This is a genomic window from Sphingomonas sp. IC4-52 (assembly GCF_020707225.1).
GTDB lineage: Bacteria > Pseudomonadota > Alphaproteobacteria > Sphingomonadales > Sphingomonadaceae > Sphingomonas.
The window spans coordinates 975,287-994,916 of the sequence record NZ_JAJFEU010000001.1; the positions used below are offsets into that span (position 1 = coordinate 975,287).

The following is a 19,630-nucleotide window of genomic DNA, read 5'->3' on the forward strand; positions in this document are numbered from 1 at the left end:
TCCGGCATGACGGAGAAGAACATGAGCGAAGAAATCGAATGGTGGGAATATGACGACGCCGCGGAGATGGCTGAGGCTGTCGCTGGCGACGTACAGTTCATCATCGAAAGTGCTATCGATGCGCGTGGCGCAGCGGTCATCGCGCTGCCAGGCGGCAAGACGCCGATCCCGATCTATCAGAAGCTGGCCGCTGCCAAGCTCGACTGGAAGCGTGTCACGATCGTGCCGACCGACGAGCGCATCGTGCCGCTGGGCGATCCGCTCAGCAACGTGACGCTGATCGGCAAAACCTTCATCCCGAAGGGCGCGCGCGTCATCCCGATCGTGCCGCAGGCGACCGCGGACTATAAGGCTGCCGGCCGCTCCGCCGATGCGCTGATGCAGGATCTGCACTGGCCGCTGGACCTTTGCCTGCTTGGCGTCGGCCCGGACGGGCACACCGCCTCGATCTTCCCCGGCCCCGATTTCGACGAGGCGCTGAACGGCCCGCGTGAGCGCCGCGCACTCGGCGTGATGCCGGAGCCGCTTCCCGAAGAGGCTCCGGTACCCCGCGTCACCTTGTCGCGCGCTGGCATCATTTCCGCCAAGGCGCTGATGATCGCCGTCACCGGCGCGAAGAAGCGCAAGGTGCTGGAGGACGCCATCGCTCAGGGCGCCGGTTCCGCCTATCCCATCGGCCGCGTGCTGGCGGATGCAGAGCTGCCGGTCGACATCCACTGGGCGGAATAGCCGAACTTCACGCGATCTGGACCGTTCATTCCGGGCGGGGCGGACACATGTTTCGACACGCTGGGGATGAACGGAGTAGAGTATCGACATGCCTTTGAACGCTACCGTCTCCGCCGTTACTGACCGGGTGATCGAGCGCTCGCGTGAAAGCCGCGGGCGCTATCTCGATCTGCTCACTCGCGAGCGAGACCAGTGGATCGGTCGGCCGATGCTGGGCTGCGCGAACCTCGCCCATGCCTATGCCGGAACGGAGGAAGATCGCCCCGCGATGAAGGCCGGCGGCGGGATGAACATAGGCGTTGTAACCGCTTACAACGACATGCTCTCCGCCCATGCCGTCTATTATCGCTATCCCGAGCAGATGAAGATCTGGGCGCGTGAGGTCGGCGCGACGGCGCAGGTGGCCGGCGGCGTGCCGGCGATGTGCGACGGCGTGACGCAGGGTTATGCCGGCATGGAGCTGTCGCTGTTCAGCCGCGACACGATCGCACTGGCGACCGCCATTGCCCTAAGCCACGGGACGTTCGAAGGCGCATTGCTGCTGGGCATCTGCGACAAGATCGTGCCCGGCTTGCTGATGGGCGCACTGCGCTTCGGTCACTTGCCGATGCTGCTGGTCCCCGGTGGCCCGATGCCCTCCGGCCTCCCCAACAAGGCGAAGGCCGCGGTACGCGAACGCTATGCCAGCGGTGAGGCCAGCCGGGAGGAACTGCTCGACAGCGAGATCGCGGCCTACCACACCCAGGGCACCTGCACCTTCTTCGGCACGGCGAATACCAACCAAATGATGATGGAGGTCATGGGCCTCCACATCCCAAACGCCGCCTTCGTCAATCCGGGCACGAAGCTCCGCCAGGCATTAACCCGCGCGGCCGTTCATCGGGTCGCCGAACTCGGCTGGCGCGGCAACGATTATCGGCCGATCGGCCACTGCGTCGATGAGCGGGCCATCGTGAATGCGGCGGTCGGCCTGCTCGCGACCGGCGGCTCGACCAATCACCTGCTTCACTTGCCAGCGATTGCCCGCGCCGCCGGGATCGTGATCGATTGGGAAGACCTTGATCGCCTGTCCAGCGCGGTGCCGCTGATCGCGCGGGTCTATCCCAATGGCGCGGCCGACGTGAACGGCTTCGAGGCTGCGGGCGGCATGGCATTCGTGATCCGCGAGTTGCTCGCGAGCGGGCATCTCCACGGCGACATCCTCACTGCCGGAAGCAATTCGCTTGCCGATGCTGCGGCGAAGCCGGTCCTCGAGAATGACGCGCTCGTCTGGCGCGATCCGGGGCCGAGCGGCGACAACACGATCCTGCGCACGCCGGCCGATCCGTTCGCGCCCGATGGCGGCATGCGGATCCTCGCCGGCAATATCGGCCGCGCCTGCATCAAGGTGTCTGCCGTGGAACGTGATCGCTGGATCGTCGAGGCGCCCGCCCGCGTGTTTGCCGACCAGGCCGAGGTGCTCGCCGCCTTCCAGAATGGCGAGCTCGATCGTGATGTGGTGGTGGTGGTCCGCTTCCAGGGGCCGCGCGCCAACGGCATGCCGGAACTTCACAAGCTGACGCCGCCGCTCGGCGTGCTGCAGAACAAGGGCTACCGGGTCGCGCTGGTTACCGATGGCCGCATGTCGGGCGCGTCGGGCAAGGTGCCGGCCGCGATCCATGTCTCGCCCGAGGCATTGCCGGGCCCGGATGGCGTCGGCGGCGCCATCGGCCTCATTCGCGACGGTGATCTGATCCGAGTCGATGCTGTCGCCGGCACGCTCGATGCGCTGGTGGATGCGCAGGAATGGGCCGCGCGCACGCCCGCGGAGGCGCCGCCGGCTGCCAGCGGATTCGGGCGCGAGCTGTTCAGCATGTTCCGTGGCCTTTCCGATGAGGCGGAGCGCGGCGCGTCCGCAATGCTGGCGGCGGCCGGCCTGTAGGGAAATCGCGGCTGCTCTTGTCGGCTGAATGGCCAACGGAGCGATAGACGGCGCATAAGCAACGAACGGGCCGGCTGCGAGAGACTGCCCCCTCTCCCCGGCCCTCTCTCTGTGGTGGGGAGAGGGAGAAGAAGATGGAACTGGTAACGGTCGATATCGGCGGCACGCACGCCCGCTTTGCCATCGCCGAGGTGGAAAATGGCCGCGTTCTCTCGGTTGGCGAGCCCGTCACCCTGAAAACGGCGGAGCATGCAAGCCTTCAGACCGCGTGGCAGTCGTTCGAGAAAAAGCTCGATCGGCCGATCCCGCGTGCCGCCGCCATTGCGGTCGCTTCGCCCATCACCGGCGACGTCATCCGCCTGACCAACAACCCCTGGGTAATCCGCCCGTCGTTGATCCCGGAGCGGCTGGGCGCGGAAACCTACACGATCATCAATGATTTCGGCGCGATCGGCCATGCTGTGGCGCAGCTGCCGAACGAGCATTTCGATCATTTGTGCGGCCCGAACGTGGCACTTCCCGCGAAGGGCGTCACCACCATCTGCGGGCCGGGCACGGGGCTTGGCGTCGCTCAGGTGTTCAAGACCGACAGCCGCTACCATGTCCTTCCCACGGAGGGGGGCCATGTCGACTATGCTCCGCTGGACGGCATCGAGGACGCGATTGTGAGGCGCCTCCGCCGCACCTTCACCCGCGTCTCCGCTGAGCGGATCTGCGCGGGGCCGGGCATCGTCGCCATTTACGAAACCCTGGCGGAAATGGAGGGACGGTCTGTTCCCACCCGCGACGACAAGAAAATCTGGAGCGAGGCGCTCGACGGCACCGATTCGATCGCGCTCGCCGCGCTTGACCGCTTTTGCCTCGCGCTTGGCGCGGTCGCAGGGGATCTGGCGCTGGCGCATGGCGCGAATGGCGTCGTGATCGCCGGCGGTCTTGGCCTTCGCATCAAGGACAAGCTGATCCGCTCCGGCTTCGATCAGCGGTTCGTCGCCAAGGGTCGGTTCCAGTCCATGATGGCCGGCCTTCCGGTAAAGCTCATCACTCATCCGCAGCCGGGCCTGTTCGGCGCCGCGGCTGCCTTCGCTCAGGAGCATACGGCATGACCACCATTGGCGAGATCATGCAGACCAGCGCAGTAATTCCCGTGCTCGTCATTGATGACGTGGCAAGTGCACGCCCGATCGCGCAAGCGCTTGTCGCCGGCGGGCTCAAGGTGCTGGAGGTGACATTGCGCACCCCGGCGGCGCTGGATGCTATCCGCGAGATGAAGCAAGTGCCGGGTGCCATCGTCGGTGCCGGCACGGTGGTATCAACGGCGCAGTTCCAGGAAGTGATGGATGCCGGCGCCGAGTTCATCGTCTCCCCCGGCCTGACGGAGCGGCTTGCCGATCCGATCATCGCCAGCGGCATCCCTTACCTTCCCGGCGTCGTCACGGCGGGGGACATCATGCGCGGGCTCGATCTCGGCCTAACGCACTTCAAGTTCTTCCCCGCGGAAACCTCGGGCGGGCTGAAGGCGCTGAAGGCACTTGCCGCCCCGTTCCACCAATGCCGCTTCTGCCCGACCGGCGGGATCACCGAAGCCAGTGCCCACGACTGGCTGGCCTTCGATCCGGTGCTTTGCGTTGGCGGCAGCTGGGTTGCGAGCGGCACCCCGGCGGACATCGAGGCCAAAGCCCGCGCAGCGGCAGCGCTGCGGCCGTAGACGGGAAGCGGCTAGACGAACCCGCCGCTTCGCCGACGCGGTCCCGTCATCCCCACTTGCGCCGGAATGTCGGGACCCCGCCACTCTGTTCAGCGCGCGGCCGCCGACGCGCCCGGCAGACCGGATCTCCGTCCGAGATGCCCCGAATTAAACGTGTCCCAACCGCCCGTCGTCGCGTTCTGGCACGTTCGGCACGCGGCGAGGTTTAGTAAGCCGCAGCCTTAGTAGCCGGGGCGCACGGATTGCGGCTATGCTCTACCACTGAGGTCGGACCAGGAGGGCCGGCGCCTCATCCCAAGCGCGCCCACGATTGTGCAGCCGGTGCGACCGAAGACAGGCACCCGGTGAACGAAGAGGCCGGCGCCCGCGGCGCCCGCCTACTGATCGCGCCCACGCAAACAGCACCCGCGCCCGGCTGTGCGCTATTCCGCCGCCTCGCTTGCGATCAGCTTGGTTAGCGGCCGCGCGCTTTGCTCGCTCACCGGTGGCGCCTCGATGCTCTTGCCCGCCGTATCGATTTTCAGCGCCTCGAACCGGCGTGCCTGTGTCAGCACCTGCGATTCCAGGCTACCGACGAACTGGTTGTACGCTCCCATTGCCGTGTCGAGGTTCTTGCCCAGCTTCGCGACATGTCCGCCCATGACTGACAAGCGCGCGTACAGATCCTTGCCAAGCTGTGCGATTTCCCGCGCCTGTTCGGCCAGCAGCTCCTGCCGCCACACCGCTGCGACCGTGCGCGCGATGGCGATGAGGTTGGTCGGCGTTGCCAGCAGCACCCGGCGCTCAAAGGCATAGTCCCACAGCCCCGGATCATGCTCCAGCGCGGCCGAGAGGAAATGCTCGCCCGGCACGAACATGATGACGTAATCCGGCGCGTCATCGAACTGGCTCCAATACGCCTTCGCGCCCAGACCGTTGACGTGCGCGCGCATGGCCGCGGCATGGGCGGTTAGGCCCGACACGCGCTCTGCCTCGTCCACCGCGCCAAACGCGTCCTGATAGGCATTGAGCGAAACCTTGGCGTCGATCACCAGCGATTTCCCGCCCGGGATCCGCACGATCACATCCGGGCGAAGCCGCCCGCCCTCGCCATCCGCCACCGAAACTTCGGTTGCGAAATCGGCATGTTCGGACAGGCCGCAGCTTTCCAGCACGTTGCGTAGCTGCTGCTCGCCCCAGCGGCCGCGCGCCTTGGGGGCATTGCGCAGCGCATTGACCAGCTTGGCGGCTTCGCTGCGCACGCTTTCCTGGCCGACGCGCATCTGCTCGATTTGCCCGCGCAACTCGCCAAAGGCATCGCGCCGCTCCGCTTCGACCTTCGCGACACCTTCTTCATACCGCTGGAGCCGCTCGCTGACCGGCTGCAACATGGCGCGCAGGTTCGCGCCCGCCACTTGTTCCGATTCCCGGAAGCGCTCGTCGGCACGTTGCAGGAAGCGGTCCTGCGCGTCGGCAAGCAGCTTCTGCCCCACCTGGCTGAATTGCGCCGCCAGCGCATCCTTCGCCTCGCGCATTTCGGCCAGTCGTGCGTCGAAGCCACGCGCTTCCGCCTCCAGACGCGCCACATCGGCACGCACCGCGTCCCGGTCGGCGCGCAATGCCGTCAGCTCCTGGCGCAGCGCGTCTGCTGCCCGCGCCCGCTCCTCGGCACCGGCCAGGTCGACGATCGCCTTCTTGAACTCTTCGGCCCGCGCGTCACGCTCGGCCCGGATCGCCGCCACATTGCGCTGCGCAAGCCACCAGCCGACGGCCAGGCCCAACAGCAAGGCGATGACGACGAACAATGCGGCAATCGGCTCCACGCTTCCTCCTCACGAGAACGAAGCGCGAACCTAGCCCCCGCAACGTCGCGGGGCAAGCGATCTCAGGCGGCGCTCTTGCGCGCCTTGGCCAGCTTCTTCAGCAGCATGTCGCGCTTCAGGCGCGTGATATGGTCAATGAAGAGCACGCCGTTCAGATGGTCGATCTCGTGCTGCATGCAGGTGGCGAGCAGACCGCCCATCTCCTCCTCATGCCGCTGACCGTCCAGGTCCATCCAAGCCACGCGACACCGTGCGGGGCGCTCCACCTCGGCATATTGCTCCGGGATCGAAAGGCAGCCCTCCTGATATCGGGAGGTCTCGTCGGAAACCCACAGGATCTCCGGATTGATATACGTCTTGGGATCGCGAACCGCCTCGGGTGCTTCCGCCTCTTCGACGGGCTCCTCCGTCTCACGCTCCTGAAGGTCGATCACGACGACGCGGCGGGCTACACCCACCTGGATCGCCGCAAGACCGATGCCGCGCGCCGCGTACATCGTCTCGATCATGTCGGTGGAAAGCTGACGCACCTCGCCGTCGATCGCGTCGACGGGTTCGCACATCAGGCGAAGGCGGGGATCGGGAATCTCGACGATGGGAAGAACGGCCATTGCGAGCAGATATTGGCGTGACCGCGTCGAATCAAGCCGCTCCGCTCCGCGCGCTTGTCACGCCACCGGACGGCGGGCACGCAGCGCCTGCGCCAGTGTCCCCTCGTCGAGGTAATCGAGTTCGCCGCCTACCGGTAGGCCGTGCGCCAATTGCGTGATCCTCACCGGAAACCGCTCCAGCCGCTCTGCGATGTAATGCGCGGTCGTCTGCCCCTCCAGCGTGGCATTCATCGCCAGCACCACTTCGTCGATACCGCCCGCTTCGATCCGCTGCACCAGCGCGTCGATCGCAAGATCCTCCGGCCGCACCCCCTCCAGCGCCGACAGTCGCCCGCCCAGCACGTGAAAGCGCCCCGGAAACAGGCGCGATCGATCGAGCGCCCACAGGTCAGCAACTTCCTCCACCACGCACAATGCCCGCGCGTCACGGCGCTGATCGGCGCAGATCGCGCACGGGTCGGTCGTGTCCACGTTGCCGCAGGTGGAACACGTGGCTAGCCGCTCCTCCACTGCCTGCAAGGCGGCGAGCAGCGGGACGAGCGCACCCTCGCGCTTCTTCATCAGGTGCAATACGGCCCGGCGAGCCGATCGTGGGCCCAGGCCGGGCAGCCGCGCCAGCGCGCCCGTCAGCGCCTCGATCTCCTGCGATGCCATCGCCGGAACAGATAGGGGGTTGCGCCCGCCCGCGCCAGCGCGTTGAAGCGCGCCCCATGCGGATCGTCTTCATGGGAACGCCCGACTTTGCCGTGCCTGCGCTGGATGCGCTGGTCGCCGCCGGGCATGAGATCGTCGCGGCCTACAGCCAGCCGCCCCGACCGGGCGGCCGCCGTGGTCGCGCTCTGGTGCCCTCGCCCGTGCATCAGCGCGCCGAGGCGCTCGGCATCGAGGTGCGGACCCCCGTGTCGCTGAAGGATGCGGATGAGCAGCAGGCCTTCGCCGCGCTCGGCGCTGATGTCGCGGTGGTGGCGGCTTATGGCCTGATCCTGCCCCGCCCCGTCCTCGATGCCCCGCGCTACGGCTGCCTTAACATCCACGGCTCGCTCCTCCCGCGGTGGCGCGGCGCTGCCCCGATTCAGCGCGCCATCCTGGCTGGCGACGAGGAAACCGGCGTCGGCATCATGCAAATGGAGGCCGGGCTCGATACCGGCCCCGTCCGCCTGGAAGGACGCACCCCGGTCGCTGGCAAGACGGCGGGCGAGTTGACGCGGGAACTCGCCGATCTCGGCGCTCGGCTGATGGTGCAGGTGCTGGCTGATCTCGACGGTCACCCCGCGACGCCGCAGCCGGAGGACGGCGTCACTTATGCGGCGAAGATTGCCAAGGACGAACTGCGCCTCGATTTCGCGCAGGAGGCGACTGCGGCGGAGCGCCAGATCCGCGCTTTCAACCCGCCGGGCGCCTGGGTGGAGGTGAATGGCGAGCGCCTTCGCATCCTGTCAGCCGAGGTTTGTCCGGTGGTCACGGGCGAGCCCGGCGAGGTCATTGACGATCACCTCACCATCCGCTGCGCCAGCGGCGCAATCCGCCCCACCTCGGTCCAGCGCGCCGGCCGCGGCGTCATGACCGTCGCTGATCTGCTGCGCGGCTTCCCCATTCCGTCCGGCACCCGCCTGTGACGCGTTTCGCGCTGACGGTGGAATATGACGGCCGCCCCTTCATGGGGTGGCAGCGGCAGGATCATGGCCCCAGCGTTCAGCAAGCGATCGAGGATGCCGCCTTCGCCGTAACGGGGGAGCGTACCGCGGTGCACGCCGCTGGTCGCACCGATGCCGGCGTTCACGCCACGGCGATGCGCGCGCATGTCGACATTGCCAAGCCGATCACCGCCTTTCGCCTTGGTGAGGCATTGAACGCTCGCCTGCGGCCAAACCCGGTGGCCATTCTTGCTTGCGAGGAGGTGCCCGGCGATTGGCACGCGCGCTTCTCCTGCGTCGGCCGGTTCTACGAATATCGCATCATCAATCGCCGGGCTCCGCTCACCTGGGAGAAGGGCCTGGCCTGGCAAGTCGCGCAGCCGCTCGATGCCGCCGCCATGCACGAGGCGGCGCAGCTCCTCGTCGGCAAGCACGATTTCACCACCTTCCGCTCGGTCCATTGCCAATCGGCCAGCCCGCTCAAGTCCCTCGACGTGCTGGACGTGACGCGCAGCGGCGATCACCTGTCGGTCGTCGCGGAGGCGCGCTCCTTCCTCCACCATCAGGTGCGCTCGATGGTCGGCTGCCTGGCATTGGTCGGGCTCGGCCGCTGGACGGTTGCCGACATGGGCGACGCCCTGCGCGCCGCGGACCGCTCGCAGCTGGGACTGAACGCCCCGCCGGACGGCCTGTTCTTCATGGGCGCCCGCTATTCCCATTGAGCGCGGGCGCCGCGCCGGCCCGATCAATAAGCCAGCGCACACCCATCGGCGCGCATTTCGCTGGCCGCCGCATAGACCCGCGTCGCCCCATCCATGCGGTGCTCCACGCATTCGTACCGGCCAAAGCCGCCATCCGGGTCGCCCAGCTTCCAGCCCAGTTCCGCCAGCCGCTTGCGCGTCTCCGTCGGTACCCCGCTCTCCAATCGCAGTCGGCCGGTCGGCCCCAGATCGGGATCATCCTCGCCCATCGACTGCGACGATCCCTCGTGGTGCCAACGCGGCGCATCGCCGGCGGACTGGATCTCCAGCCCATAGTCCACCCGGTTGACGATGATCTGCGTCTGCCCCTGCGGCTGCATGTCGCCGCCCATCACGCCAAAGCTCATCCACGGATCATTGCCGCGCGTGGCAAAGCCCGGGATGATCGTCTGGAACGGCCGCTTGCCGGGCGCATAGACATTGGGGTGCCCGTCTTTCAGGCTGAACAGCTGCCCGCGATCCTGGAACATGAAGCCCAGACCATCGGCCACCAGCCCCGATCCCATGCCGCGGAAATTGGACTGGATCAGCGACACCATCATTCCGTCCTTATCGGCGCAGGAGAAATAGGTCGTGTCGCCCTGGCTCGGCGCCTGCCCCGGATAAATCGGCGTCAGCAGGCGATCAGGCCGGATCAGCTTCGCGCGCTGGGCGGCATATTCCTTGGAAATCAGCCACTCGACCGGCACCTTGGAGAACTTCGGATCGCCATAAAAGCGCGCCCGATCCTCATAAGCGAGCCGCTTCGCTTCGGCCTGAAGGTGGATGGACAGCGCGGACTGGAACCCTGCGCCCTTCAGGTCGAAATGCTCGAGGATGTTGAGCATCTGCAACGTGGCGATGCCCTGCGTATTGGCGCCAAGCGCATGAACGGTGGTGCCGCGATAATCGGTGCGGCTCGGCTCGATCCATTCCGAATGGTGGGCCGCCAGATCCTCGTACCGCAGCCAGCCGCCGATCCGCTTGAAATAGCGGTCGATCGTCCGCGCGATCTCGCCCGAATAGAAAGCGTCGCGCCCGCCCTTGGCGATCGCGCGATAGGTCCGGGCGAGATCGGGATTGCGAAACACCTGCCCCGCCGCTGGCCCCTTGCCGTCTGCCATGCCCCAGGTCTTCAGCGCATTGGCGGTCTCCTCCACGCCATTCCCAGGGCGCGCGAAGTTGGCCATGCTGCGGCGGATGTAAAAAGCGATGATGTCGGGCACCGGCGTCCCCGCCTCGGCCATGGCAATCGCCGGTGCGAACAGCGTCGCCCAGGGTAGCCTCCCGTAGCGCTGGTGCATGGTCCACCAGCCGTCGACCGTCCCCGGCACCGAAACGGTGATCGCGCCGAGCGGCGGCAGCGCCCCGTTCTTCGCCCGTCCGCGCACCGTTTCCAGCGACAGGCCGCGCGGGCTGGCGCCCGACCCGGCCATCCCCACCACCTTCTTCTGCTTGGGGTCCCAGATCATCGCATAGATGTCGCCGCCGATACCGTTGGCGGTCGGCTCCAGCAGGCCGAGGCAGGCGTTGGTGGCGATAGCCGCGTCAACGGCCGATCCGCCACGCTTAAGAATGTCGATGCCAGCCTGCGTCGCCATCGGATGCGCCGTGCCCACTGCGCCGTTCAGGCCGTAGACTGCGGTGCGGGAGGCGAAGCTTGCCCCCACCGGACGATCGCCGGCGTGAACGTCAGGCCGGATAAACCGGTCCTCGCCGGCCGCCCAATGGCCCGGCAGCGCCGCACCTTTGGCGGTCGCCGGTTGGGGGGCACCGCCTTGTCCCGGTCCTTCGGTGCCCTGCGCCCCGCCGGCCGCGCCTTGTTGTGCCCGGGCCAGGGCTGGCGCCATCGCAAGCGCAGGCAAAGTGGCGACAAAGGTCCGACGGCGCATCAATAGGCTCCTATTTTCAGACCCTTGTTGCGGCAAAACAAGGACAGGACAAGCGCCACATCGTCACCGATCCGGATCAAGGCGCCGGTCACTTGCTGCCCTGCCTCGATCCGCAACCACGATTCCCGCCGCCACCGACGGGGTTCAGCTTGATCGCGCGAGCCGGCTTTCCAGCCGATCGGCCACGGAACGGCGGATCGGCTGGCCCTCGCGCACCTTGCGCCAGGTGTTGTAGCTGATGCCGAACTGCCGCATCAGCAGCTCGTCGGTCTGCCCGATCATCTCGCGCTTCATCAACGCCACTGCCCGTTCATTGACGGGGCGCATCCCCGCCTTTGCCCCGGACGGGACGATGTTCATTTCCATCGTTGCGACCCCTCGCCTGTGTTGAAGTTTCAGTCCGTTCCCGCACCGGCAGGCGCGCCGGCGCTCAGGTGATCCCAGTTCAGGATGGCGTTGAAGCCGAGCATGTAGCTGCCCTGCGTCTGCCACCGCCAGAACGGCCGCAGCGCAAACAGCACCATGTGGCCCCGCCCGTGCGGCACGTCGACGACCAGCGGCTTGCCGGTCAGCGCCTCCCCGCCACTCAGCATCCCGCTCAACAGGATGTCGTTCGCTTTCGCGGGGAAGTTCATCACCACGCGCGGCAACTGCGTTGGCTCTGCACCACTGGAACGTGACGCCGGCTCGCGTGACCCAAACGGGCTGCTCGGATCGACCTCGTTCTTCGGCGCCGACGCGGCCGCCGCTTCTGCCCCCGGCCATGGCGACACAGGCGCAGGCGCGGCATTGGGCGTCGTGTTCTGGGCCAGCTTCACCCCCGGGCCGTTGGGGTCGAAATACCCCATCCGCCCGCCGCCGCGCGACACGTTCAGCACCGGCGATTGCGAGAAGTAGATCGGCAGCTGCTTGCCGTCATAGCCGTAGACGATCGGGCTGCTCTGGTCGGCAATCATGCCGCGCATGATCGCACCCTTGTTGTATAGCTCCGACGGCTTGCCGACCGACACGTTCGGCGCGACCCCGAACCCCGCCAGCATCTCCACGGTGGATCCATCGCCGATCAGCGTGCCGCCCTCGGCCACGAACCGCTTCAGCGCGTCCAGGCCGGCGCCGCCGATGCCGCCGCGAATGTCCTCGGCGGAATCCAGCGCGCCAAGGTTCGGGGTCAGCGCCGATTTCTTGTACGGAATCTTGTCGCTGCCGTTCATCGGCACGCCGACGAACTGGTCCTTGGCGTTGTTCGCGACCGTGGGATAGATCAGCACGTCATATTTGCCGCGCAGGTTCTGCGCCTTCAGCGTGGTGTCCGCGAAATAGTCGTACGGGATGCCATAATGGTCCAGCGCGGCGCGCCACCAGCCCTCGTCCTGCGTGCGCAGCCATGAATGGACATAGCCGATGCGCGGCGCGGTCAGCATATGGGTGGCGACATTCGGCACGCCTGACACCGCCTCGCCCTGCACGCCCAGTGCCTCTGCTATCGCGGCAACAGTGGCGCGGTTGGCCGACGGCAGGATGAAGCTGCCGGCGGCATAGCGCTTGCCATTGATCTCGAACGGCGCCTCGGCCGCCAGCATGCGCTGGCCCTTCAGCTTGAAGCGCAGCGACACCAGCGCATTGTCGCCATTGTGGTTGAAGACGATTGTCGAGCCTTCGCCGCTCACCCCGCCCCGCGGCGAGACGTCCGCCGTTACCGGCGCGAGCTGCTGGGAGAAGACGGCCGTGTCCTTGATCGTCTTCAACTCGACGTTGTGCATATACTGCATCGTCCAGCCGGTGTCGTCATACGGGCGCGGGTTGCTGGTCGGATAAGTCTGCACGCTCAGATACATGTCCAGCAGCGTGCGATACGGCTGGTCGGCGCGGATCACATAATCACCCGGCGCCACCGATACGCCGCCGGCCGTGAACGCCTGCGTTGCGGTGGAAACCTCGACGCCCTGCTTGCGCAGCATGTTCACCATGTCGGCCGCGTTCTTCGGCGCATGCTGCTGCGCCGGCACGACCCACGCATTGATCTCGCCAGCCCGCTGCCCGGTCTCGATCGCGTTGCGGCTCTTGGTCCAGTAATTCTCGAGATATTGCGCGCCGTCATTGGCGACGCGATTCATCGCGATCAGCAGCGCGGACTGCTGGATGTTCGTATTGTTGCGCGGCCCCCAGTTTACGGACGGCAGCGGCGGATTGGGGCGATACCATTCCTTGCTGGTCACGGTCGACGCCAGCTTCAGGTCGTTCTGAATGTCGGGGCCATAGCTTTGCACTTCGTAGAAGCGGCCAAAGCTGTTGTGCGTATGCGCGATCCAGAACAGATAGTTGGGCACCCAGCCGTCGTAGAAGCCATAGGTCCAGACGCCCGGAACCCCGCGCTTCGTCATCTCCAGCACTTCGGTTTCGGCCAGCAGCCACCATTCGTTCGACTGGATCGGATCCAGCGACGGATTGTACGGCCCCGTTCCCGTCGAGGTGTAGAGATAGGATTGTGCTTCGTGCAGGTCGTGCAGCACCGTTGGATGCCAATCGAGCAAGCCGTTGGTGATGTTCTGGGTCAGCTTCAGATACTGGCCCAGGCCGTCGCGGTTGTTGTCATGCGCAACATATTTGCCCCAATAAACCAGCGGCGGCTTGGGCTTGCCGGTCTTTTTGCCGTAATAATAAGTGTCGACCATCTTCTCGCGCCCGTCGACTTCGACGACCGGGGTGATGAAGGTGATCATCTTTTCGCGGATGTCGCGAATGAAGGGCGTGTCCTCCACGGCCAGCCGGTAGGCCAGCTCGATCAGCATTTCCGGACCGCCCGTTTCCGGCGAGTGGATGCCGCTCGTCACCCAGTAGATCGGCTTGGCCGTCTTGATGATTTCGGCCGCTTGGCGCGCATCGGTGCGCCGCGGATCGCCAAGCGCAGCCAGCTTCGCCTTATGCTCGTCCAGCGAGGCCAACGTCGCCTCGTCGGCGATGGCGAGGACCACCTGCTCGCGCCCTTCTTCGGTGGTGCCCAGTGTCATGTACTTCACGCGCTTCGACGTGCGCGCCAGCTCGCGGTAATAACGGTGGATGTCCGCGGCATAGGTCAGTTCGCCGGGCGTGCCGGGGATCCGGCCGAAGAACTTCAGCGGCGAGGGCACCGTGTCGGACAGCGGCATGTGGTCCACCAGTTCGGTGGTGAACCTCTTGTCCACCAGATGCTGGTCGATCAGCCGGCCGTATTCGGCATCCTGTGGCTGGGTCAGCGGCTGGGCAGCGGATGGCAGGCGCGGCGCGGATGGAGCCGGTGCCGGTGCCGGTACGGTCTGGGCGATGGCGACCGCCCCGCCCAGCATCGTCGCCGCCAGCGCCCCCGCGCGGACCGCTATCCCGGCCCGCTTCCTCACGTTGCCGGTCGCCGGACGCACCCGCCCCTGATTGAACAGCCGCAGCCCCATCATGCCCCCCATTTGTTACGTTCTTTATTGGTGTCCGGCGGCAGCGACGGGCTGCCGCCGGCACATCGTCAGAAGCGCGTGCGCGCGCTGATGCCGATGACCCGCGGCGCGCTCGCCGTCAGGTAGATGCTCGGATAGGTCACGCCATTGTCCACCACCGGGCGCAGCGTCGAGCTGGTCGCGCTGGTCGACTTGCCGACCGCGCCGACCACGTCGAACAGGTTATTGGCGAAGGCATAGACGCCCCAGCTGTCGCCGTTCTGGATGCCGAACCGCAGGCCGACCGTGGCAAAGCCCGGCAGGCGCATGCCCTCTGGCGTGATGTTTGCCGCCGTCCGGTCGTACACCGTCCACGCCGCGCTGCGGTAGCTCACGTTGCCGTGGTAATAGAGCTCCAGGTCGCCTCCCAGCGGCTGGGTGTAGTCGGCCGACGCCTGCGCGGTCCACTCAGGCGAATAAGGCACCGTGTTGCCCTTCTTCCCGATGCCCGCCAGCACCGCGCAACCGACATAGGGCGGCGTTCCGGTGCACAGGTTGATGCCCGACGGCAACGACACGTTACCCTGCAGCTTTGCCGAGGTGTAGCTACCCGACGCCCGCAGCGCGAGGCCGTCCAGCGGATAGTAAGCGGTGTCCAATTCCACGCCGCGGATCCGGGTCTTGCTGGGCGTATTGGTGATGAAGCTGAACGCGCCCTGGTACGAGGCGGAAATCTGCACGTTGCTCCAATCCATCTGGAACACGTCGACGTTGAACGTCACCTTGCGATTGAACAGCGAGCTCTTGAGACCAAGCTCATAATTCCACAGCTGGTCGGAATCGTACGTCGTGGCATAGCTCGGCAGGCCAAGCGTCTGGTTCACACCGCCCGGGCGATAACCCTGCGACGCAAGACCATAGACCATCACGTCGCGATTGAACTTGTAGCTGGCGTTGAACTTCAGCAGCGTGCCGCTTTCCTTGCCCGACAGCTCCGAATACGGCAGCCGCACGTTGCCGGCGACATAGTTGGGGATGACCACCTCGGCGCCCGTCACCTTCTTATATTCGAACCAGCGGCCGCCGACGCTCAGCTCCAGCTTGTCGTTCACGTCCCACGCCGCTTCGCCGAAGAAGGCGATTTGCTTCAACGTGTCGTCGATGGTGCGATCGAGATGGGTCCGCGACGCGAAGCCATATGGGTTCGCCTGATAGCCGGCCGGGAAATATTGCAGCCCCGTTGCCGGGTCGACCGTGTTCAGCAGGCTCTGCGTATGATTGTCGCGATTGCTGTGGAAGAAGCCGACCGTCCACTTCACCGCATGCTGTGCATCGGCAAGCCGGATCTCCTGCGTCGTCGTCTTGGTCGATTGCGGCTGATACGCCGACAGGATGCCCCATTGCGTGACGAAGCGCTGATATTCCTCACGGCTGCACGAGGTGACGCCGGCGACATTGCCCGCGTTACAATCGTTGAGGAAGTTGGCGTAGCCCGGCACGCTGGTCGGCGCCGTTGCGCCCGTCCAGTAGCGGGAGAAATAGGGCGAATAGTCGAAATTGAACGCCAGATCGCGCTTCGAATACGACGCAATCGCGGTCAGCGTCGCGAACTGGAAGTCCCAGTTCAGCGTTCCGCTATAGAGCTCGAACGTGTCCGACTGCGGCGTCTGGATACGCAGATCCTGGTCGAACTTGTCGCCATATAGCTCATAGCGGGTCTGGTTCCACGTCGGGCTGAAGCTGTTGCGGTCCTGATACACCGCCAGGCCGTCGATCGTCAGGTTCTCCGCCGGGCGGAAACGCACCATCAACCGCCCGCCATAGGTGCGGTTCTTGTTGAAGTCTTTCAGCCCAAGGACGGAATTGTCGATATAGCCAGCCGTCCGATCCCAGAATGCCACGGCGCGAACGGCCAGCACGTCATCGATCAGCGGCACGTTGATCATGCCGTCCAGGTTCGTGCCAACGCCGCTGCCGTGCTTCACCGTGGTCAGCTGGCCATTCACGGCGCCTTCGAAGTCGTTGAGGTCGGGCTTGTTGAAGATGAGGCGGATCGTGCCGCCCATCGAGCTGGCGCCGTACAGCGTGCCCTGCGGGCCGCGCAGCACCTCGGCGCGCTCCACGTCGAACAGGCGGATGCCGGGCTGCGTCCCGCCGGCGTCGTTGCTGACGCCGCTGGTGCCGGTGATCGGCGTTTCGTCATAATACAGGCCGACCAGCGGCTCGCCGGATGCGTAGAGATTGCGGATGATGACGCGGCTGCCACCATTCGCGCTTTCGTTGATGATGAGGTTCGGCGTTGTCCGCGTCAGCTGCTGGGAATCCGTGATCCCCTGCGCCACCAGAGATTCCGCCGTCACGGCAGAAATGGCGAGCGGGGTCTGCTGGATGCTGGTGGCCCGTTTCAGCGCGGTGACGACGATCTCGCCCGGATTGCTGTCATCCTCGGGCAGCGCTGGGGCACTGCCACCCGCCACTTCGGACGGCGATTGGGTCTGCGTTTGCGCAGGAACCCCGCTCGCTTCCTGGGCAAGCACGCTTGTCGCCGCCGCCAGCATCGAGACACCAAGCAACAATCGTCCGCCACGCAAGGCCCGCGCTGATCCCACCCTCATTTATACGCCCCCTCATTTTGGAAGCAGGCCGTTCCCACCCCGCAATCCAACTCAATGGACGGCGCGTTTGGAACTAACCTGAGGCTCCCATATCCCAGGACGATCCCGCCGCCGTCCTTTCAAACTATAAAAGTGTGTTGCCACGAGGATGGCAATCCTAATTTTCGTGCGGTTTGTATCACCTTTTGGAATGTTTGTTCCACGAAGCGGTCTTAGTCGACTATCTTGAACCATAATCAGCGATGCTAACGATTGATACTATCTGGCCCAGGCGATCCGTCCCCAGGCGCACACCGCGTTCGCGCGCGCATTCAGTGCCGAGATCCCGCGCGTTCATCCTGAAAAATTGCAGCCGCGCCCCGACTGTGCAAACCTCGCCATTCGCTTGAAGAAGCGGTGTTTGGGGGGGGGCACATGGCAACAAAATCAAAATTGGACGCATTCGACACCCGCATTCTTCAGATACTGACGGCGAACGGTCGCATATCCTGGCGCGAACTCGCCGATGAAATTGGCCTTTCCCTGACACCAACGCTCCGTCGTGTGCGTCGCCTGGAAGGTGAAGGATACATCCTCGGGTACACGACCCGCCTGAACGAACGTATTTTGAGCGGCGCTATTGAGGCGATGATCTCCGTAACCCTCGATCGTCAGTCGGATGAGGCGCTGACAATATTTGAACGTAGCATTCGGGATGTTGAGGAAGTCACCGATTGTTACCAGATGACCGGGGATTATGATTATCTGCTCCGCGTCGTCGTCAACGACCTCGAACATTATCAAGTGATGCTGGGCACTCTCTCCCGCATCCCGATGCTGTCGCGAATCAACTCCAGCTTCGTGCTGAAGACGGTGCTGCGTCGTACCGCGAAAGTGACGTGATCCCCCCCCCTGACCTCCTTCTCGGAATCTCCCGACAGGTTGGAGGGCACAGCCGGCCGTCACCGACCCAAACGACCATCAATGCCAGCCACCATCGACAGCGTAGATGCTTTGCACCAAGCTATAGCTTTGATGCATGATTAATGGTCTAAATCGACCGGTAAATACCGGCCACTTTGGTATTGCGTCAGTGATGGTTCCGTGATCGTATTTCACGGCAATGACAGTTGCTCGGCCGACGACTGCCGGAGACAGCGCAGATCAGACGTGAACAGGGGGGTTACATGCGAAAGAAGCTTCTGGCGGCAGGCGCGGCGCTTGCTGCGCTTCAGGCCGTGCCGGCCTATGCAAAGGATGTGGTAATTCACGCCGGAACGCTGATCGACGCGGTCGGCAACACGCCGCGCCGTCAGGCCAGCATCGTCATCAAGGACGACCGCATCGTCAGCGTCGAAAACGGCTTCGTGCCCGGTCCGGCCGGCGCCGAGGTGATCGACCTGTCGAACAGCACGGTCATGCCGGGCTTCATCGACGTTCACGATCACATCACCGGCGGCGGTTCGCGTCGTGATCGCCTGCGCGGCACTGCGGCGCAGCAGGGCATGCAGTCGGTCTGGAACGTGCGGGAAATCCTGAAGGGCGGCTTCACCTCCGTTCGCGATCTTGGCGGCAACATCGAAGTGCTCACCGCGCTTCAGGGCGCGATCAACGAAGGGCTTGTCCCCGGCCCCCGCCTCACCATCTCCGGCCCGGCGATCAGCCCGACGGGCGGTCACTCCGATCCGTCCAACGGCATTGATCCCGCCTGGGATCGCCATGATCAGTGGAAGATGACCGTCATCGACGGCCCAAGCGAGGCGATGCGTGCCGTGCGCGAACTGCGCAAGCGCGGCGCACAGGTGATCAAGATCCACTCGTCCGGCGGCGTCGCCAGCGTCGGTGACGATCCCACGCTTCAGCTGCTGAACGACGATGAGCTGAAGGCGATCGTCACCACCGCTCACTCGCTGGGCATGAAGGTGGCAAGCCACGCCCATGGCAAGGCCGGCGTGGACGCGGCGATCCGTGCCGGCGTGGATTCGATCGAGCACGGCACCTATGCCGACGACGAAACCTACCGCCTGATGAAGGAGCGCGGCACGTTCATGGTGCCGACCTTGTTCGCCGGTCGCGAAATCTATGACGTGGCAAAGGCGACGCCGGACAAGCTGCCGCCGACCGTTGCCGGAAAGGCGATCGCGGTGACACCCACGATGACCCAGAATGCGCTCGGTGCCTACCGCGCCGGCGTGAAGATGGCGCTTGGCACCGATCAGCTCGGCTGGCGTCCGCATGGCGAGAATGCGAAGGAGTTCGAATATCTCGTCACTGCCGGCGTCAAGCCGATGGATGCGATCATGATGGGCACCCGCAATGCGGCGGAGCTGCTGGGCAAGAGCGGCGAAGTGGGCTCTATCCAGAAGGGCCGCTATGCCGATATTGTTGCGGTGGAAGGCGATCCGCTGCAGGATATCAAGATCCTGCAATCGGTCCGCTTCGTGATGAAGGGCGGCAAGGTCTACAAGGCGAACGGGGAAATGCTCGCGGACAAGTGAGCCTGCGGCGGCGCCGGGGTTCATCGCCCCGGCGCCGCTTTCCCGTTGCGGCACAGATAGACACAGGCGCACGATTGCTACTGGGGAGGATGCCGGTCAC

Annotated in this window: 15 protein-coding genes; 8 read left to right on the forward strand and 7 right to left on the reverse strand. The window is 65.3% G+C overall.

Annotated features, from left to right (window positions below):
* Positions 1 to 21: 21 nt before the first annotated feature.
* The 4 genes from pgl to eda all read left to right on the forward strand — a co-directional run bounded on the left by pgl (position 22) and on the right by eda (position 4,355).
* A complete protein-coding gene (gene pgl / locus LK535_RS04880) occupies positions 22 to 729 on the forward strand; it encodes a 6-phosphogluconolactonase (RefSeq protein ID WP_227770727.1) in 708 nt (235 codons plus the stop codon).
* 88 nt (positions 730 to 817) lie between these two features.
* Entirely contained in the window at positions 818 to 2,650 is a 1,833-nt protein-coding gene (edd, locus tag LK535_RS04885; RefSeq protein ID WP_227770728.1) for a phosphogluconate dehydratase, read from the forward strand.
* Positions 2,651 to 2,784: 134 nt separating this feature from the next.
* Positions 2,785 to 3,753: a glucokinase gene (gene glk / locus LK535_RS04890; protein WP_227770729.1), complete on the forward strand. Its 969-nt coding sequence runs from the start codon at positions 2,785 to 2,787 to the stop codon at positions 3,751 to 3,753.
* Positions 3,750 to 4,355, forward strand: a complete 606-nt coding sequence (gene eda / locus LK535_RS04895; RefSeq protein WP_227770730.1) for a bifunctional 4-hydroxy-2-oxoglutarate aldolase/2-dehydro-3-deoxy-phosphogluconate aldolase — start codon at positions 3,750 to 3,752, stop codon at positions 4,353 to 4,355. Before glk ends, eda begins: the two co-directional genes overlap by 4 nt.
* 422 nt (positions 4,356 to 4,777) lie before the next feature.
* On the opposite strand, the gene rmuC is transcribed toward eda, so the two are convergent.
* The 3 genes from rmuC to recR all read right to left on the reverse strand — a co-directional run bounded on the left by rmuC (position 4,778) and on the right by recR (position 7,422).
* Positions 4,778 to 6,157, reverse strand: coding sequence for a DNA recombination protein RmuC (gene rmuC, locus LK535_RS04900; RefSeq protein WP_227770731.1), 1,380 nt, complete (start codon positions 6,155 to 6,157; stop codon positions 4,778 to 4,780).
* 62 nt (positions 6,158 to 6,219) lie between these two features.
* Positions 6,220 to 6,768, reverse strand: coding sequence for a peptide deformylase (gene def, locus LK535_RS04905; protein WP_227770732.1), 549 nt, complete (start codon positions 6,766 to 6,768; stop codon positions 6,220 to 6,222).
* Positions 6,769 to 6,825: 57 nt separating this feature from the next.
* The gene (gene recR / locus LK535_RS04910; protein WP_227770733.1) at positions 6,826 to 7,422 is read right to left on the reverse strand and encodes a recombination mediator RecR; all 597 of its coding nucleotides are present in this window, start codon (positions 7,420 to 7,422) and stop codon (positions 6,826 to 6,828) included.
* 56 nt (positions 7,423 to 7,478) lie between these two features.
* Here recR and fmt point away from each other — a divergent pair, with 56 nt between their 5' ends.
* Positions 7,479 to 8,384 (forward strand): methionyl-tRNA formyltransferase, encoded by a 906-nt coding sequence (fmt, locus tag LK535_RS04915; protein ID WP_227770734.1) that lies wholly within the window; start codon positions 7,479 to 7,481, stop codon positions 8,382 to 8,384.
* Positions 8,381 to 9,124: a tRNA pseudouridine(38-40) synthase TruA gene (truA, locus tag LK535_RS04920; protein WP_227770735.1), complete on the forward strand. Its 744-nt coding sequence runs from the start codon at positions 8,381 to 8,383 to the stop codon at positions 9,122 to 9,124. The genes fmt and truA overlap by 4 nt, the downstream gene beginning before the upstream one ends.
* 23 nt (positions 9,125 to 9,147) lie before the next feature.
* Here the strand turns inward: truA and LK535_RS04925 are convergent, their stop codons facing one another.
* The 4 genes from LK535_RS04925 to LK535_RS04940 form a co-directional block, all read right to left on the reverse strand.
* The gene (locus LK535_RS04925) at positions 9,148 to 11,034 is read right to left on the reverse strand and encodes a gamma-glutamyltransferase family protein (RefSeq protein ID WP_227770736.1); all 1,887 of its coding nucleotides are present in this window, start codon (positions 11,032 to 11,034) and stop codon (positions 9,148 to 9,150) included.
* 144 nt (positions 11,035 to 11,178) lie between these two features.
* Positions 11,179 to 11,400 (reverse strand): hypothetical protein, encoded by a 222-nt coding sequence (locus LK535_RS04930; protein ID WP_227770737.1) that lies wholly within the window; start codon positions 11,398 to 11,400, stop codon positions 11,179 to 11,181.
* Between the two features lie 29 nt (positions 11,401 to 11,429).
* Positions 11,430 to 14,471 (reverse strand): M14 family zinc carboxypeptidase, encoded by a 3,042-nt coding sequence (locus LK535_RS04935; RefSeq protein ID WP_227770738.1) that lies wholly within the window; start codon positions 14,469 to 14,471, stop codon positions 11,430 to 11,432.
* Positions 14,472 to 14,527: 56 nt separating this feature from the next.
* On the reverse strand, positions 14,528 to 17,053 hold the full coding sequence (locus LK535_RS04940; protein ID WP_227770739.1) for a TonB-dependent receptor: 2,526 nt from the start codon (positions 17,051 to 17,053) through the stop codon (positions 14,528 to 14,530).
* 414 nt (positions 17,054 to 17,467) lie between these two features.
* Between LK535_RS04940 and LK535_RS04945 the strand changes: the two genes are divergently transcribed.
* Both LK535_RS04945 and LK535_RS04950 read left to right on the forward strand, forming a co-directional pair.
* Complete coding sequence (locus LK535_RS04945) at positions 17,468 to 17,935, forward strand: Lrp/AsnC family transcriptional regulator (protein ID WP_227770740.1); 468 nt, start codon at positions 17,468 to 17,470, stop codon at positions 17,933 to 17,935.
* Positions 17,936 to 18,219: 284 nt separating this feature from the next.
* Positions 18,220 to 19,530 carry a metal-dependent hydrolase family protein gene (locus LK535_RS04950; RefSeq protein ID WP_227770741.1) on the forward strand — a complete coding sequence of 437 codons (1,311 nt, stop codon included), beginning with the start codon at positions 18,220 to 18,222 and terminating at the stop codon, positions 19,528 to 19,530.
* Positions 19,531 to 19,630: the final 100 nt, after the last annotated feature.